Here is a 16,888-nt window from a genome sequence, read left to right on the forward strand (position 1 = left end):
CTTTATATATTAACTGATTGGATTACCATATTATTTTATAAGTCGAGATGTTTTGATTGCCGTCGCTTACTCGAGCAATGAGTACCCGGGGCATGGTGGTGTCGAGCATCGTCTCGAATGTGCTTGCCTGAGGAGCGAAGCGGGCTACGATACGGCCGCTCAAGTCGTACAGCGTAAGGCTGGTGATGGTAGCATCGGACTCTACATGCAGACGGTTGTCGCGGGTATAGAGGCGTGTGCCTGCACTGGCGGGTTGCTCGATGGCGGTAGCGGTTCCGGGCTTCTCTACATAGGGGGTACCACAGGGCAGTATCTCGTACAGAGTGGGAATGTTCTCTTCGTTCCACTCGATTTTGATGGCTGTAACCAGTTCCATTTCGTGGGTGTCGATGATGGTGCAGAGCGAGCTGAGTTGCCCCGTCTCTATCCATTCGGTACCGTTGTTGACGTAGATGGTGGGGAGCTCATACCGGTTGTCGAACGTTGTGTTGTGGAAAATCTCGATTGTCTCGATGTTGAGGTTTTCGATGAAGCGGTGCTCGATGTATCCGGCTGCGGTGGGGCGATAGCTGGTCGTAAGGTCGCGGTCTGAGAGGGTGGCAATCTGCTTGCCGTCCTGGTCGGCGGTTTGGGTCTCTTTGGCGGCCATCTCGCTTTTGAACTCGGCTACTTGCAGCCAATAGCCGCCGGAGTAGCTGCGGATGACGAACCGCACATAGCGGGCCGACTCTCCGTTGGCGTTGCAGGTGAACGAGTAGGTATCGTCGAGCTGCTCGGCGGTAAATTCGGCTATGGGAGTCCACTGGGTATTGTCGTCCGATATTTCGATGGCGACCGTTCCCGAGGGTTGGTCGTTGGCGGTAAAGGTGACCGTAATCTCGTATTGCGGTTGCGAGTTGGGGTAGGTGAGCATGATGTATTGCCCTTCGGCCTGGGCTTCGCTGCTCCAGAAGAAGGAGTCGGGGTTACCGTCGATAACGCGGTCGAGGTCGTAATATTCGTATTGCGGTATGTTGGTCGATACCGTGGGGGTGGTGCTTACCGGGGTGAACAGGCACGAGCCGCTCAGCCGGTCGGAGCCGACGGTCAAGCTCTCGTCGCCGGTATTCTTGAGTCGTATGTAGGCTACGGTCTGTTCGCTGACGGGCAGTTGTACTGCGCTCCACTGTTTGCCGTTGACCGATACCTCTACCTCGATGCCGGGCGTGAGCTCGGTGGCGGCCACGTCGATTTTCTCGAGGTTGCCGAAGTAGATACCGATATATTCATTCGGGTCGAGGGTGAGGGCGTCGAGTCCGCTCAACTCGAACGAGGTAGACTCGGTCGTGAGGTTCACCCCTTCCCAACTCTCGAGGTTGGAGATGATTTGAATGGTATCCTTTTCGGGCCATGTTCCCGGCACGTTGTTGCCGGCTTTCCCGACCAGGTATTCGACAAACGGCCGCAGGTAGCTGTCGCCCGGGGTCACTTCGTAGTGTACCTCGTAGGTCGATGTGCCATACCCTTCGAGTGCGCTGATGAGGTAGGTCGAGTCGTTGCTCATGCCGTTGTAGAGCTGTTGCAGCGAGAGGTATTTCTCCCACCCTTCGGCCCGCGACATGGAGCCGTCGTTTTCGAGTATGTCGAGGGCGGTGAGAGCAATCGCACTCAAGGTTTTGAGCTTGGCATTCCAGCAGCGCAGGTCTTCGTAGATCAGACGGTAGTCGTTGTATTCGCTGTCTTTCAGGGTCTCGATGTAGTTGCAGGCCTGGTTGAGGTTCCCCAGCTCGGTGCGCAGTTGGGCAGCTTCGGCCGGGAAGGTCGAGCCCCCGAAGTGCGATTTGAAACCGTCGTAGAGGGCAATCATCTCGTCGTCCTCGACCAGGGCGTCGGAGAAGCGGGCAAAGCATTTGAGGGCTTCGGCCGTTTGACTATCGCCCGGGCGAGCCATGCGGGCAAAGACATCTTCCCAGTTCTGGTGCACGTCGAAGGTGTTGGGGTTCCAGCTGTAATCGGCGGCGCCGAAGAGAGCTACCTTCGAGGCTTGCGCCTGGCTCATGGGATTGAGAATAAGTCCGTTGAGGGTATTGATGGCACCCGAGTTCTCGATGGTCCAGTGGGTAGTCATCTCGCGCATGTAGATGCGTTCGTCGTGGTCGTCGTTCACGGGGTTGTTCCACCACATCACGGGGTTGCGGCCCACGCGGCCGGCCATGTCGTCGATGGCCGAGGCCCGGATGTTGGAGAAGCAGTCGTATCCGGTAAAGGCGATGACCACTTCGCTGTCGACACTCTTCAGGTCGTTGAGCGTATAGGAGCCTCCGTAGTTGAGGGCGTAGGCGGTAGGAACGAAGAAGAGGGGAGCGATTTCGTCATCGGGGTCGTCGGTGACGAAGCGTTCGCGCAACCGCTTCTGGGTCTCGTCGGCCAGGTAGGCCTGCATGCTGCCGCTGGGGGTATAGTTCATGTCGTCGATGAATACGCCGAAGCCCCGAACGCCGAGGTTGTAAAGGTGCTCAAATTTGGTCATCAGGGCGTCGATGCCTTGGTCCATCTGGTCTTTGTAGTTGAAGTTGATGCCGTTTTGCAGGCCGGGGTGAGCCGCCCAGATGAAATTGACGTGGCAGGCTTTGGCGGCCTGGGTGATGGTGCGGAGGTCGTCCTGGGTAATCATGCCGAAAAAGCGTTGTTGCTCGGTGAGCGAGGTGGGGTAGTTGTCGCGCCAGTTGCCCAGGTGGTAGGGGTCTGATTTGGGACCGTATACAAATACGTTCAGTTTGAATCGTTTGCAGAATTCAAAGAGGCTGAGTCGGTTTTCGACCGAGTAGGGGTGTCCGTAGAAACCCTCTACGATACCGCGATATTGTGTGTGAGAATAGTCTTCGAAAGTAATTTGACGGATTGAGTTCCCGCCGGCTTGCTCGAATATCTGTTCGAGCGTGGCGAAGGCGTAGTATTCCGAACCTTCGCTATTGCCCAGAACGACGATGTCGCCATGGGGTGAGTTGCTGTTGATTTGCAACAGGTAGGGGTCGAATTTGTTGCTGCCCGCATCGAATACGGTGAGAGGCAGGCTATGTTCGGAGGCATATTGTGCGGCAGCTCCGTCGGAGCCGCTCACACCGAGGTAGAGGTTGGTTGCGGTTTGCGAGGCCTCGTCGGCGTAAGTGATGGTGTATCCTGCTTTTTCCAGAACCTCTTCCATGCGGTTGCGGCTCACATCGCCGATGCTGCTTTCGCAAATTACGTTGATGAGGCTGGAGAGTTCTATGGAGTTTTCACCTTCTACGACCTTTTGCGGGGTAGGGTATATGGTATAAGATTGTGCTTGACTGCAAAAAATGGAGCTCGAGATGAATAAGGTAAGCAGGATAAATATGTTTTTCATTGCTACAAAAGAGTAAAAGTATCGGTTTTTCTATGACGTATGATAGTTACTTGCATTGAAAGTTTCAATTGTTTTGTATTCTTGTTTCTCATGGTTTTGAGGATAGTGAAATGGAAGATTCTCAGTCCCGCGATTCCATGAAGTCCGTTCTGTTTTTGAAAAACGCCCCGCACTCGTAAGAGCCGGGTACGGGGCGCACTGCAAAGGTAAATTATTTTTTGAAACGAACAATCGTATGATTGCCATTTATCGAAACCTTGGCCAGGTAAATACCGGCGGGCAGGTTCGAGAGATTGGTGGCCGGTTCGGCACTTTCGGCTACGGCACTACCCAGCAGGTTGTAAACTACGGCTGTTGCACCTTGGGGCATGTAGAGCACGTTGCTGTTAAAGTAGATGGTCTCGGCGGCTACCTCGTCGATGGCCGAAGCCAAAGAGAAGGTAACATCGACAGTTACATCTTCGGTTCCTACTTGAATGGGGTCGGTTACGTTGGCGAGAGCTTCACCGTTTACCGTAATCGAGTTGATTTCGTAGGTGTTGCCTTGGTTTACAGCATAGAGGTTGCTGTATGTTTTCACGGCAGCAGGCGATTGAGCCAGAGCCACGTTGTAGCGTTGCAGCTCATAAGCGGCATTCTCTTCGGCCGGGGTGTTGTAGGTTACGTTCACCGTTTCACGACCGTTGGTCATTTGGATAGCCGAAGCCATGGGGAAGCTCTTGTTCGAGAGTGTTCCGTTCTGACGATAGTAGGCATCGACATCGCCGGCCAGATTCTCGACCGTAGTGCTCGTGGCCGATTCGGGGCGATAGTAAGCTACCAGACCGTCGGGGATTTCGTTGAAGCCGTACATCGAAGCTTTGATCTCCTCGGGCGTAAGCGTGCGGTTCCAGAGCTGAACCTCTTCTACTTTCGAGGCCATCTGGTTGTATTTCGAGTCGCCAAGAGCAAAGTCGCAAGCATCGTAGAGCAGGGCCAGACCACCTTGACCTACCTCTTGCGTGAGGGCTACCTCACCGTTTTTGTAGACGGTGAATGTATTGCCGTTGTTGCTGGTTGCCAAGGTAATGAAGGCAAATTCGCCGGGATAGAGCGTAGTTGTTTCCGATACGGCAGGGGCCGTAGCACCGGCACAAGCCGTCGAGTTGCCATCCCAGATACGATACCATACGGCCAGTTTACCGTCTTGTACACCTATACCGTAAGAGCCTTCGACCTTCCAGGTAATGCTGTTTTGTACGTGACCCATGAATACACCGTTGTAGCCCATGGGCGAAACCCAGGCCGAGAAGGTGTAGTTGTGCGACCGTTGATCGCTCGATACTTGATTTTGATCGGTATTGTGAGAGCCCAGAGCCGTATCGCTGAATCGCAGTTGAGCCTCTTCGCTTCCGTAACCGGGAGCCGACATCAACATGGCGTCGCCCGTGGTGGCCAGTTGTTTGAACTCGGCGGTGAAGTTGGCAGCAGCATTGACCGTATAGGTCGAGTTGGGATAAACCTCGCCATTATTCTTTACCGATACCAGTTCGTAGCCACTGTTGGGGGTAGCGGTGATGGTCAGTACGGTACCCTCGGCAACTTCAGTACCCGAAGTAAGGGCAGTTTCGCCGTTCTTGATTGAGAGCGTTCCGTTCTCGGGGGTGGTAAAGTTGATGGCATATCTCTGGATATTCGATTTTACGGTTATCTTCACGTCGTAGTAAGTACCCTCGGCGTAGGTCCCGTCATAGGTGGTGACGTTGTCGGTTCCACCGATGAACATCATACGTAGCAGATAGACGGTACCCTCTTCGGCCGAAGCAGGAACCGTGAACGAGGGAAGCGTACCCTCCGAGACTTTGGTAGCTCCATCTTCAACATATACCGTTACACCGGTAGTATGATTCTCAAATCCACCGTTTCCCGAGTTACCGCAGAGGATAAGGCGGGTCATCTCTTTCGTTTCGTTGGCATCGCAGAAGGTAACGAATTGTCCCCACCACGTGTCGATATTGATGGTGAGATCTACTTTGCTACCCGGAGCAACCAACAACTCTTGAGCAATTTTGCCGCTGGGTTCTTTAGGAATAGAGATGCTGTTCAGGTCTTCCAAGGCACCCGAAGTACTGAATGTCATGATATTTCCTACATTACCTATTCCGCCTGTATAGGTAGGAGCGTTGTACCCTTCGAGAGGGCTTTGAGCGTTTGCCAAGGCTCCGCCCAGCAGAGCCGTAAGCATCAGAATGTAAAGTTTTTTCATAAATAAAAAAGCTATTAAGAATAAGTGTATGAATGAAATTTATGTAATAAACTCCACCGTACACGACGGAGCGTGTGCGGTGGAGTTGAATTGCCAATAATTACTCGGCTACTACTTTGAGTGTTCTGATACGTTTGTTGTCTTTCGAAACAGCAACGTAGTAAACACCTTTACCGCCGTTGATCGTAAGCGTGCAGATTTCGCCGGCCATAGCCTCGTGTTTGCGGGTTGTTACCAGGCGACCCTGTGCGTCATATACGTCGATTACATAGTTGCCATCGGCAGCAAATTGCAGGTTCACGTTGTCGATGAAGGGGTTGGGATATACGGTGAGGTTGTTCACCAGGTTGTCCTCAACGCCCGATCCTTCGAGAACTACTACGATGTACTCGTCTTTGGTCATCGTAGCAGACCCCCAGCCGTTGGTCAGTGTGAGCGTTACGCTGTATTTGCCGTCTTTGCTGAAGGTGGCCGTAGCGTTGTCGCCGTTGTTCACTACCTCGGCATCGGGAATCGAGAAGGTCGAGGTGGTCGTGATGGGCATAGTACCCGACATGGCGGGGTTACCCTCTACGTTGATATTGGCGGGCATGAGGTTCTCTTCGTTTTTCGAAGTGTTTTCACCACCCGAACCTCTGATTTCAACGTAAGCAGCTTTGGCATCGGTCGAAAGTGTACCTTTGTTTTCGAAGGTCTTGTCGGCTTCGTTGTAGTCGTCACTTTCGAATGTCCAGTAACCTTTCAGGTCGCTGGGGATTTCACGACCGTCGTAACCCTTCATGGCATCAATTACTTCGTTGTCGCTCAAGGCTTTGTGCCAAACTTGTACATCGTCGATTTCTCCGATAAATCCGGCAAAGTACACACGAGAACCACCGATATAAATAGGAGCTTCTGTAACAGTTTTGGACCCATTGTTTACTTGACGATATGTTAATTTGGGTCTTTCGTTTTCGCCCGTTTTCTTACCGTTGAAGTAGATGCGTTGTTTGGCACCGTCGTAAGAAATCACGATATGAGACCATTGGTTTTCTGAGAGACTATACGATTCGGTCGTTGTTCCGGCGAAACGGCCGTCGGTACAGCAAGCCAAGTTAGGATTCTCGTGCGGGTTTGTGGCTCCGTTCACAGGATATTTAAGATCTTGGTATCCACGTCCGGCATCTCCCCACATGGAGAATGAAACCGTATTGGCCGGAAGATCCTTTTCATTGTTGGCATTTGCTATTCCGGGCCAAACATCTACCCAAATAGCCCCCCAGTTGTTATCCGGCCAACTAATATTCAGGTCTCTTTGTCCAATGAGGCCCATACCATACTTTGCGAAGGTGAATTTCTCGGGTTTGATCCACAAAGCGATGGTGTATTGGTTCTGATTCATCGGCAAGAATTCAGCGGGGATACGGAAGATATAGGGGTCGTCGATACGAAGACCGCGCGATACGGTACCTTCGCCTTTGTTACCGGTGTAACTCAGCGTGACTTCTTCGTCGGCGTTGGTTACGTTGGTCTTCGAAGCCGTGAAATCTTCGATCGATGGGATTGCACCTGTGCTCTCGGGCGAGATTTGTACATAGCCACGATAGTTGAGCTCGCTTAAGTCGAACTTGGTCAGTTTTACATCGTAGTAACCCTCTTCGTTGAGAGAGGTTGTGAACGAACGGCCGCCGTCTTGAGTAGCTACTGCAGTTCCGCCGGTAGTGGCGTTATAGATTTCCCACGAGAAAGGCTCTTCCTGATTGGGGTCGATGAGCGAGAGGGTGAACTCTTCGCCGGCTTTGATCACCGATTTGTTGCATACGATACCATCGATCAGCGTCAAGCCGGTAGTCATGTAGTTGGTCCAGGTGATGGCGCTCTTGGTTACACCGTCGGGCGCTACGGCGCAAACACCCACGCGGTAGTCGGACACTTCGGTATTGGCCGATACGGGAGCACCCACTACATAGTGTGCCCACGACGAGGTGGTACCGCAGAGGATAGGATCTTCGCCCTTGGCCTGTACATATACTTCGAAGTACCAGGTATCTACATCTTCGTTATAGACGGGGATAGAGGGATCGGCGTCGTTTTTGGTCGATGCGCAGTCCCAGCTGAACTTGAAGTCGAGCGAGTTGTAGGTACGTTTTTTCAGGATATTGTTTTCGGCCGTTGTGATGGTGGGTTGTACCGGAGCAAACGTTTTGGCGGGGATGATAGACATCTCGCCGATGAGGATTTCGTAGTTGGCAGGGGTGTTTTCGAACTTGAGACCGATGAGGGCCACATTGCCGTTCATGCCCATCTCAGAAGCTTTGGCCGAGATTTTGGTCCACTCGCCCTCTTTGGCACCCGTGATGTCGTAGTAGTGGAGTTGATCCTCGCTACCAACGAACGACCAGAAGAGTTTCATGTGTGTGTCGTTACCGCTGTTCAGTTTGATGACCATCGATACTACATCGCTTTCCGATACGTTGAAGTTGGTCTTGAACAGGCGTACGTTCGATACGGTGGTGGCGCCGTTGAATTTCATGGCCGAACCGCCATACCAGGCATCGTCGAAAGTAAAGCCGCCCTCGATACAGTCTTCGGGCACGTTTTTATTGTCGTCGGTAATCCACCAGCGCCAGGTGGGCATGTAATCCTGTACACCCACGTTGAACCATTTGTGGTCGAAAGTCACCTTACCCTCATTGCGGAAGGTCTTACCATTACCCAGGCAGAAGCGGGTAACGAACGGCAACTCTTGCAGCACGCTTCGGGCCGGCAGGAACTCGGCGATACCGTGGAACAGTTTCATGCCGGCATCGCTCGAGCTGGTGATTCCGTCGGCGACAGCCGGACGTTTGGCCGGGTTGCGGTTACCTCCCGAGAAAACTTGTTCTTGTTTTACCAGATAGGTGTTTTGTACGGCTTCGTCGCCCGAACCGTACTCCGACGAGTTCTGGTAAATCATGTTGGTGGTGTGGTTGCCCCAGAAGGCAATCGACAGGTCGGCGTTTTTCAGCTGCGACCAGGGACCGCGGCCCAGCCAGTTGCCTTGGATATCGTAACCGGCATAGAGGGTATAGGGATCGGCACCGATAGAACGGGCGTAGTTTTCAGAGTCGATGGGACTGTTGCCCTCTGTACCCCAGGCGTAGTTGAGCATATACATGTCGGTAACCTGCTTGTTGTTTTTCCACAACCAGTTGGCTTTACCAGAGTTGAATACATGGCCCAAGTCCATTGAACCGGTGTTGGTGTTGGTTCCATACCAGTATACGTGGAACTGCCAGCCAATCGACTCGGCATATTCGCGGCATTGTATGAAGAAGTCTTGCAGGGCCGAGGCTTGGGGCACGGGACCCTCGGGGTTGATACCTATACCGTCTACACCGTAGTAGCGCAGGAATTTCACGAATTTCTCAACCCATTTGAATTGGCCTCCCCCATCTTTTTCAACCAGCATATTTACGCTGTTGTTGGATTCGGTGTTGTCACCGCCCCACGAGTCGAAGAATACGAGACCGCCACTGTTGGCTACACCGTTGCGGTGAGTCACGTCGCTGTATGCGCCCGGTACACGCACCCAGGGGAGCGACCAGCCGCCTTGCGAATCGACATAAGACCACATGCTGAAGTTATCGCCGTCGAATACATAGCGGGGCAGCGATTGCCAGTAGGTATCGGAGATACCCATGGGAGTCCACAAACAGAACTTGCGGGCGGTAGTCATGGTAGGATCTACCTGTGTGGCCGAGTTCTCGAAGCGTTGTTTCAGAGGTACACGCGAGATGTAGAAGTTCTCGTCTTCCGAGAGGGGAGTCCCGGGTTCCCACTCTCTGAAGTATTCAGAGAACGGTTTGGATTTTCCATCATCGAAAGGCATCACGTAAGAGTCGTGTGTCGGCACGTTTTGGGCATAGCTACCCACTGCGGCGGCACAAGCCAGTACGGACAGAAGTAGTTTCGGTGCTTTCATGTTTTTTGTTTTGTTTTTTAGTGAATAATAAGATCTCAAAAAATTCTTGATGTATGATAAGAGGGAGGAAGAGGGCTGCTCCATTTGTGTGGAGCAGCCTCTTCTGTTATACGGGATTACTGACCGGCAGCTTCGGTTTCCCAACGGCGGTTGTCGCCCAATCCGGCAGGATCTACAACATCCCACCACAGGGTAGTACGCATCAAGTTACTACCTCCCAGAGCCTCGATACCCGAGGTGTTTACATCCTGGGCTGCTGCGGCGTCGGTCATGTTCCAAGGTATACGGCGAACCATACGGCCTTTCCCCAGCGAACCATCACCGATATCTTTAACCGGGAAGATACGGGGATAACCTGTACGGCGCAGGTCGTTCCAAGCCTCGAGGCCCATGGGGAACTGTGCCAGCCACTTCTGGGTGATAATCTTCTCGAGTTTCGTCTTGTTATCGTCGCTGTTGTTGATTTTTACACCCACGGTGAGCAGACCTTTTTTGTTGTTACGTTCGTTGTGCGGGTCGACGTAGTCAATCGTGGTATCAGCCGATTCCTGATTCCAATATGCGATAAATTCGGGATCGGTCTGTGCTATATTGTATTCATCGAACATGGCAGCCACACCTCTCAGGTAGTTGGTGTTGATCGAACCGCCGATGTTCCAGCGCAGGGCAGCTTCGGCCTGGAGGAAATAGCGTTCCGAGAGTTTAAAGATGGCCAGCGGGAAGTTGGCGAATGCACTCGATACACCCGAGTATTTGGTGTATTGATTGTTGTCGTCGCGCGGGGTGAGCTGGATGCCGGTGGGAACACCTACAATAGCCGATTTGGCAGCCATTGTAACTTCGCCGTCTTCGTTGCGGATGTCGCCGCTGTTCTTGTCGAATAGCTTGTCCATAAAGGGAACTTTAAGCCGCTTCATGATGTTCTCGAGCGAGGCGTTCATGCGGGTATCGTCCCACAGAATCGAGATGAAGGCCAGCGGGTGGTTGGTACCGTGGTTGACCATAGTGTTGTACTCGATGCTCTTTTCGATGAGGCCGTCGTTGATGGCAGCTTCAGCTTCTGTTTTGGCCCGGTCGGGATTGACGTTGCTCATGCGCATGGCCATACGCAGACGAATCGAGTTGGAGAACTGGCGCCAGGTATCTACGCTACCGCAGATTTTGTCGTATTGAGCCAGAATGTCGTTGATGGTATCCTGGTGAGCTTTAGGCGTGTTGTTGAAGTTTTTCAAGATTTCGCCGGCATCTTTGAGGTTGACAAAGAGCGAGTCGTAAATCTGGTCCATGGGCTCGTAGGTAACAGGCGGCTCCTGAACGTCGTTTTTGTAGTCGGTCCAGGGGAAGGGTCCATATATGTCTGACAACTCGAGGGCCGAGAAGCAGTACATGATGTTACACATGGCGCCGAGCTCTTTCAGGTTGAGCTGGGATGCCGACCGCATGACGGGCAGGGCGGCCTGTGCTACCAGAAAGAAACTGGCTTTGGGGCCGTCGCAGTATTGGGCGAAGTAGCGATAGGTCGAGGGTAGGTTACCACTGAAGTTCTGAGTTCCGGCTAAATAACCTGAATAATTATCGATGTGGATATTGAACTGCACTTGGTAGATGTGTGCTCCGTTCTGGGCTCCTATGTCGTGCATCTTTTGTTGTGCTGTCAGGAACATACCGGCAGCTTGTTCGTAAGTCTCGGCTATGGAGAGGTCGCCTGACCCGACTTCGATGTTGGAGTTCAGGTCGTCAAGCAGGGGGTCGCCGCAGCCTACCAGAGTCACAGCAGCGGCCAATGCAAATACGGAAGAATATATTGTCTTTTTCATAATGCTACTTTTCGTTAGAATGATGCTTTAAGAGAGATACCGAATGAACGGGTCGTGGGCATGCTGAAGATATCGACATTACCCAGAGCGTTTTGCGTACTCAACGATGTATCGGGATCGATGGGAGCGTTGATGTAGAGGAAGAAGAGGTTACGGGCGTTAGCCGAAACCGTGAGGTTCTTGCTTGGGCCGAAGAGATTGCGGAAGGTATAGGCCAACGAAATCTCGCGCAGACGGAAGTTGGTGGCATCGTATACATAATTACGACCTACTGGCGAACCACCGCCGATGGTTTGGTAATATTGGTCGACCGGTACCAAGGTGTTGGTACCCGGGATATACATAGCGGGTTTGGTTATGGTCCCATCTTCCGAGGTCCAGTAGAGGTTGTTGGCTATGGCAAGGTCGCGGGCTTCGGCTGTGCGTTGCGAGGTACCGAATTGGTCGAGATAAGCCTCGGTGAAAGAGATGACTTTACCCCCTACTTTACCGTCGATGAGGAAGTAGAATGATAAATCTTTGTAATTGAACGTATTGGACCATCCCAAAGTGTGCTTGGCATTCATGTTCCCCAGATATTCATTGGCTTGACCATTGAGTTTGAAGGGTGCTCCTGTATCTGGATCAACTACGATTTCACCTGTGATTTCGTCTCGCATGAAGTCCACAGCATAGAGATCGCCATATGAGCCTCCTTCTTCGAATTTGATTTTCAGACCGCTGAGGTTACCCATGTCAACTTCGTGGATATATTTCTGACCGTTTTGCTTGCGGGCTACGGTGAGGATCTTGTTGTCGTTGTAGGCGTAGTTGAAAGTGGTAATCCAACTGAAGTCGTTGTTGGGAGCAAAGATATACGATGCGGTCAACTCGACACCTTGGTTGCGCACTTTACCACCGTTAATATAGATCTCTTTACCGGCGGCACCTTCGTATTTCATGAACTGGTTTTTCATGATGGCGTTGTAGTAGGTAGCTTGCAACGAGATGGAGCGGTCGAGCAGGCTTACATCGAAACCGGCCTCGAACGATTGAGTCGTTTCGGGTTTGGGATCCTTGAAGTTGATGATGGCGCTACTGATGTAGGCACCGGTAGCCGGGTTGCGCGAGGCCGAAGCCAGGAACAAGTTGTTGGGAATCGAGTTACCTACCTCAGAGTAAGAGGCGCGGAGCTTCAGTTCGTTGATTTGGTCGGGCAAAGAGAGCAGTTTGTTCATCTGGGCCGAAGCTCCTGCCGAATAGTAGGCGAAGTGGGGGTCCATGTCTTTGAACTGCGTGAAGGCGCGGTACCAGTCGTCGCGGTAGCTACCCTCGACGGTTACCTTGTCTTGCCAGGTTACCTGAGCAGTAGCGAAGATGGCGCGTTCCCAGTTTTTGGTCGTAAGACCTCCGTAGTTGTCGCTGCTGTTGATGTAGATGTCGGAGAGCACGAACTGGTTACACGAGTGGTCCTCGGTATAGGGAGCACCCGATTTGGCGATAGGGGTAATCATCCATTGGTCGTACGACGAGTTCATCATACTACCGCCGGCGTTTACACCGATGGTGAAGTCTTGAATCTGCTTGTTGTAGCTCAACATGAAGTCGCCGTAGAAGTCGCTCGATTTGGTGTGGTCGAGGATGAGGCGGCCGCGGTCGATCATTTCGGCATTACCCCAAGTCGAGGCATATTGGCGAGATTCGTCGTTGCGCTCGTTGTAGTCGTATTTGATACGAGCCTGCAGGTTGAGGTCGGGGATAATCTGCCAGTTGGCCGTGATGCTGCCGAAGGTACGGTTGATTACCTCTTCGCTGGTCATGCGGTTGAGCAACCACCAGGGGTTGTTCAGGTTGATGGCGTCGGTAAACCATACTTGTTTGCCGTAATTCGAGTCGGAGAGTGTAACGGTTCTACCATTTTCTATTACAGATATGGGCATTCCATTGCTACCTACTTGCGATACAATATAGCTGTATGGGTTGGATTCCCAAGTCGCGTTGGTGTCGTAGTAGTTCTTGCGATACCAATTCATGTCGAGGTTACGCGGCGAGGTGTAAAGTTGATAGATGGGGTTGAAGAAGGTACCACCGGTGGGGCGGTTTTTGGTCTTCTGGTTGATGTAGTTGGCCGAGATGTCAATCTTGAGTTTGTCCTTGAAGAAGGAGAAGCTCTGACGCAGGGCGATGTTGTGACGCTCGAACTTGTTGGTCTCGACGATACCGTTGGCCGTCGTATTTCCGTAAGAGAAATAGGTCTGGGCCACTTTCGTACCACCGCTCAACGAGATGGAGTTGTTGAAGTTGGTACCCGTGCGGTAGAAGTCGCTGATATCGTATGAGTTGCGGGTAAGGTGATAGGGCGAGTTGGCTGTGTCGTAATATTCGTTGCCGAGGGAGTTCATGCGTTGGCCCCAACTGTATGATCCCATCGAAAATCCGTTTTCTACCGAACCCGACATCTGTGCACCGTATACGCTTTGTATCTGGGGCAACTTGAGCGGAGTCTCGAAGGTGGTGCTGCTCGATACATCGATACGCAACTGACCCTCTTTACCTTTCTTGGTAGTAATCATCAGTACACCGTTCGAAGCGGCGCTACCGTACAGGGCGGCCGAGTTGGCACCCTTCAGCACGGTGATTGACTCGATGTCGTCGGGGTTGAGTTGCGAAAGGGCGTCGCTGCTCTCTTTCGAACCGTCGGCCATCATCGTGGCACCGCCGCCGTCCATGTCCATCTGACCGTTTACGCTGTTCTGCATGGGCACACCGTCGATAACGATAAGGGGTGAGTTGTTACCCAGCATCGAGGCGTTACCACGCAACAGGATTTTCGAGGCACCACCGGCACCACCCGAGTTGGGCGTGATGACCAGACCGGCGCTCTTGCCTTGCAGCGAGTTGATGAGGTTGGCCTCTTTGGCGCGGGTCAGCTCGTCGCCGCCTACGGTTTGGGTCGAGTAGGAAAGTGTCTCTTCCTTACGGGCGATACCCATGGCGGTAACCACTACCTCGTCGAGCAGCTTGGTGTTGTCGCGCATGACGATGTCGATTTTATCTTTCCCGTTGATGGGTTGTTTCACGGTTTGGTAACCGATGTAGGAGAACTCCAGTTCGTTGCTCCCGGCCGGAACCTTGATCGAGTAGTTGCCGTCGATGTCGGTGGCGGTGGCTACGCTGGTACCGGCTACTTTTACGGTGAGGCCGATGAGGGTTTCGCCCGAGGCGTCGGTCACGTTACCGGTTACGATTCTCGAGCCGTTGGTGGCTTGAGCGGCAGTGGCAGCACCCTTGTTGCCTTTGCCCTGCTCTTGAGCGACAGCTCTTTTCGAAAGCATGATGTTGGGGTTCTGTATCGAATAGGATACGTCGGTCCCTTTGAACATGATGTCGAGAACTTCGCTGACGGTTTTATTCTTGACGTTTAGGTTTACTTTACGCTGGGTATCCACTTGTGTATTGAAGACAAACAGACACTTCGCTTCTTTTTCGATCTTTTTCAGAACGTCTTCTACCGGAGTATTCACTTCGGATAGGGAGATGCGAGAATACGCATCGGCGCTGGCTTCGAATGCGTAAGCCAGAGCAAAAGCCATGATAAGTGCTTTTAAACTTTTTCTATACATATGTGTGTTTATGGGTATTCAACAAGGATTGTGAATAAAAAATGTTTTGGGTGTTTCAGGGTAATAGGTGTGTTATATGTTCATAGGCATGGAGATGTTATTTGTGTTTTGCAGTTATGTAAATGGTATTATGTTCGTTGTTCCATTTGAAATCGAAATCGAAGTCGTGTTGCAGGGCGTGTAAGGCATGTTGTACACCGTTGTAGCGATAGAATTTACCGGTATAGCGCTCGTTGCTCTGTATCTCTCGGTCGATACTGATTTTTACGCCGAAGCACTTTTCAAAACCATCCATGAGCTCGGCGAACGATTGGTTTTTGAAATAGTAGATACCGTCTTTCCACAGTTCCGACTCGAGCGAGCGGATGACCGATTGCTTGAATTCGCCGTCTTTGAATTGAGCGCGGTAGCCCGGTTTGAGGGTCGCGCTCTTGTCGCCCGACGAGATTTTTACCGAGCCTTCGATGAGCGATACCATGAAGTCTTTCTCTTCGGTGGTTGAAGTGACGTAGAATTTGGTACCCAGCACCTTTATCTTTCCGTTGGGGGTGTTGACGATAAAGGGTCTCCATCGGTTGTGGGCAACTTCGAGGTAGGCTTCGCCCTCGATTTCGATGTTGCGTTGCAGCCCCATGAACGACGAGGGGTATTTGATGGTCGATTCGGCATTGAGCCATACTTTGGTACCGTCGGGCAAGAGCAGGGTGTTGCTGTTACCGGCGGGAACCGTGAGTGAGTAGAGGGGAACGATACGGTCGCTCAGCGTGAAGTAGAAGGCTCCGAAGGCTACCGAAAGCAGCAGAATGACTACTGCGGCAATGCGCAGAAGCTGTATGCGGTAGTGGCGGCGGAAGTCGTACTGGGTGTGCTGTATGGCGTCGGTCGATAATAAAACGGCATTGTATATGTTGCGTTCCCGGCAAAATTCCTTCAGGTTTTCGGGCGAGGCCTGTGCCCATGTCACGACCTCATTGCGCTCTTCTTCGGTGGCGCAATTCCCAAAATATCTATATAATGTTTCTTTTTTCATACATTATATAAACCTTATAAATCGTTGTATCCCTAGTTATAAAATAAGATTCTTTTATAAGGGGGGAGTTAAGGCGGGTCGTGGATGTCTGGGGTGAGGCTCTGCTTCTCTTTCGTTGGAAATACGGAGGCTGTTGTCGGTTACAGATAGTCTTTCAGGTTTTTGCGCAGCATGTTCAGACTTTTTGAGATGTGAAATTCCACACCTTTGACCGATATGCCGAAGTTCTCGGCGATGGTTTTGTAGGGTTTCTGTTCGAGGTACCGTTCGTAGAAGATTTCGCGGGTACGGTTGGGCAGGGTTTTGATGGTGTCGTTTACAATCTCTTCGATTTCGCTGGTGAAGAGCTCGGAGGGGTCGCACCCTTTGAGCGAGGAGATGTTGATTTCGATTTCGCCGATGAGATGGCGGTGCAGTTCGTCGTTCTTTTGCAGCAGGTTTTTGCGCTCTTCGAGTACGTCGATACACCGGTTGCGGATGATGGTAAAGATATATCCTTTTATGTTGGTCGACTTGAAGGTCTCTTTGTCTTTGTTTTCCCAGTATTGAATGTATGACTCCATGACTACATCTTCGGCATCTTGCATATTCCCGAGATAGGAGTATGCAAATTGAATGAACCCATTTTTAGAGCTTCTAAAAATGTGGTTGAAATCGTTTTCTTCTTGAGTAATCGGTGTCATTAACTTTGAATTATATCAAAATCTATACCTCTCTTGAAAAGCATATCAAAGGTTTGCAATTCGTCTATTTTGTGTTTTTTTCAATGATACTTAGATTTTTAAGGTCATAAATCGTGCATTCCATAAGGAAAATCGGCGTGCTAATATAGGGACTGTCGTAAAAAGAATAAAACTTTATAACGAATTGATTGCCAATGTAAT

The 16,888-nt window shown here is 51.5% G+C and carries 7 protein-coding genes; all 7 read right to left on the minus strand.

Annotation, left to right across the window (positions count from 1 at the left end; translation table 11 throughout):
- Positions 1-22: 22 nt before the first annotated feature.
- Positions 23-3,367, minus strand: coding sequence for a beta-N-acetylglucosaminidase domain-containing protein (locus Q1K76_RS08830; protein ID WP_300132659.1), 3,345 nt, complete (start codon positions 3,365-3,367; stop codon positions 23-25).
- 211 nt (positions 3,368-3,578) lie between these two features.
- A complete protein-coding gene (locus tag Q1K76_RS08835; RefSeq protein ID WP_300132663.1) occupies positions 3,579-5,612 on the minus strand; it encodes a LamG-like jellyroll fold domain-containing protein in 2,034 nt (677 codons plus the stop codon).
- A gap of 100 nt (positions 5,613-5,712) precedes the next feature.
- The gene (locus tag Q1K76_RS08840; protein ID WP_300132665.1) at positions 5,713-9,555 is read right to left on the minus strand and encodes a LamG-like jellyroll fold domain-containing protein; all 3,843 of its coding nucleotides are present in this window, start codon (positions 9,553-9,555) and stop codon (positions 5,713-5,715) included.
- A gap of 116 nt (positions 9,556-9,671) precedes the next feature.
- Positions 9,672-11,372 carry a SusD/RagB family nutrient-binding outer membrane lipoprotein gene (locus tag Q1K76_RS08845; RefSeq protein WP_300132666.1) on the minus strand — a complete coding sequence of 567 codons (1,701 nt, stop codon included), beginning with the start codon at positions 11,370-11,372 and terminating at the stop codon, positions 9,672-9,674.
- A 14-nt stretch (positions 11,373-11,386) separates the two neighbouring features.
- A complete protein-coding gene (locus tag Q1K76_RS08850) occupies positions 11,387-14,944 on the minus strand; it encodes a SusC/RagA family TonB-linked outer membrane protein (protein WP_241147814.1) in 3,558 nt (1,185 codons plus the stop codon).
- A 127-nt stretch (positions 14,945-15,071) separates the two neighbouring features.
- Positions 15,072-16,004 carry a FecR family protein gene (locus Q1K76_RS08855; RefSeq protein WP_087408363.1) on the minus strand — a complete coding sequence of 311 codons (933 nt, stop codon included), beginning with the start codon at positions 16,002-16,004 and terminating at the stop codon, positions 15,072-15,074.
- A 140-nt stretch (positions 16,005-16,144) separates the two neighbouring features.
- Positions 16,145-16,687, minus strand: coding sequence for an RNA polymerase sigma-70 factor (locus Q1K76_RS08860; RefSeq protein ID WP_087408364.1), 543 nt, complete (start codon positions 16,685-16,687; stop codon positions 16,145-16,147).
- Between the last annotated feature and the right edge of the window lie 201 nt (positions 16,688-16,888).

Source organism: uncultured Barnesiella sp. (assembly GCF_946496565.1).
Taxonomy (GTDB): domain Bacteria; phylum Bacteroidota; class Bacteroidia; order Bacteroidales; family Barnesiellaceae; genus Barnesiella; species Barnesiella merdigallinarum.

What these genes read in the sequence shown, in the direction of transcription:
- Q1K76_RS08830 (WP_300132659.1), bottom strand. Translation starts at nt 3,367, where the DNA reads ATGAAAAACATATTTATCCTGCTTACCTTATTCATCTCGAGCTCCATT.
- Q1K76_RS08835 (WP_300132663.1), bottom strand. Translation starts at nt 5,612, where the DNA reads ATGAAAAAACTTTACATTCTGATGCTTACGGCTCTGCTGGGCGGAGCC.
- Q1K76_RS08840 (WP_300132665.1), bottom strand. Translation starts at nt 9,555, where the DNA reads ATGAAAGCACCGAAACTACTTCTGTCCGTACTGGCTTGTGCCGCCGCA.
- Q1K76_RS08845 (WP_300132666.1), bottom strand. Translation starts at nt 11,372, where the DNA reads ATGAAAAAGACAATATATTCTTCCGTATTTGCATTGGCCGCTGCTGTG.
- Q1K76_RS08850 (WP_241147814.1), bottom strand. Translation starts at nt 14,944, where the DNA reads ATGGCTTTTGCTCTGGCTTACGCATTCGAAGCCAGCGCCGATGCGTAT.
- Q1K76_RS08855 (WP_087408363.1), bottom strand. Translation starts at nt 16,004, where the DNA reads ATGAAAAAAGAAACATTATATAGATATTTTGGGAATTGCGCCACCGAA.
- Q1K76_RS08860 (WP_087408364.1), bottom strand. Translation starts at nt 16,687, where the DNA reads ATGACACCGATTACTCAAGAAGAAAACGATTTCAACCACATTTTTAGA.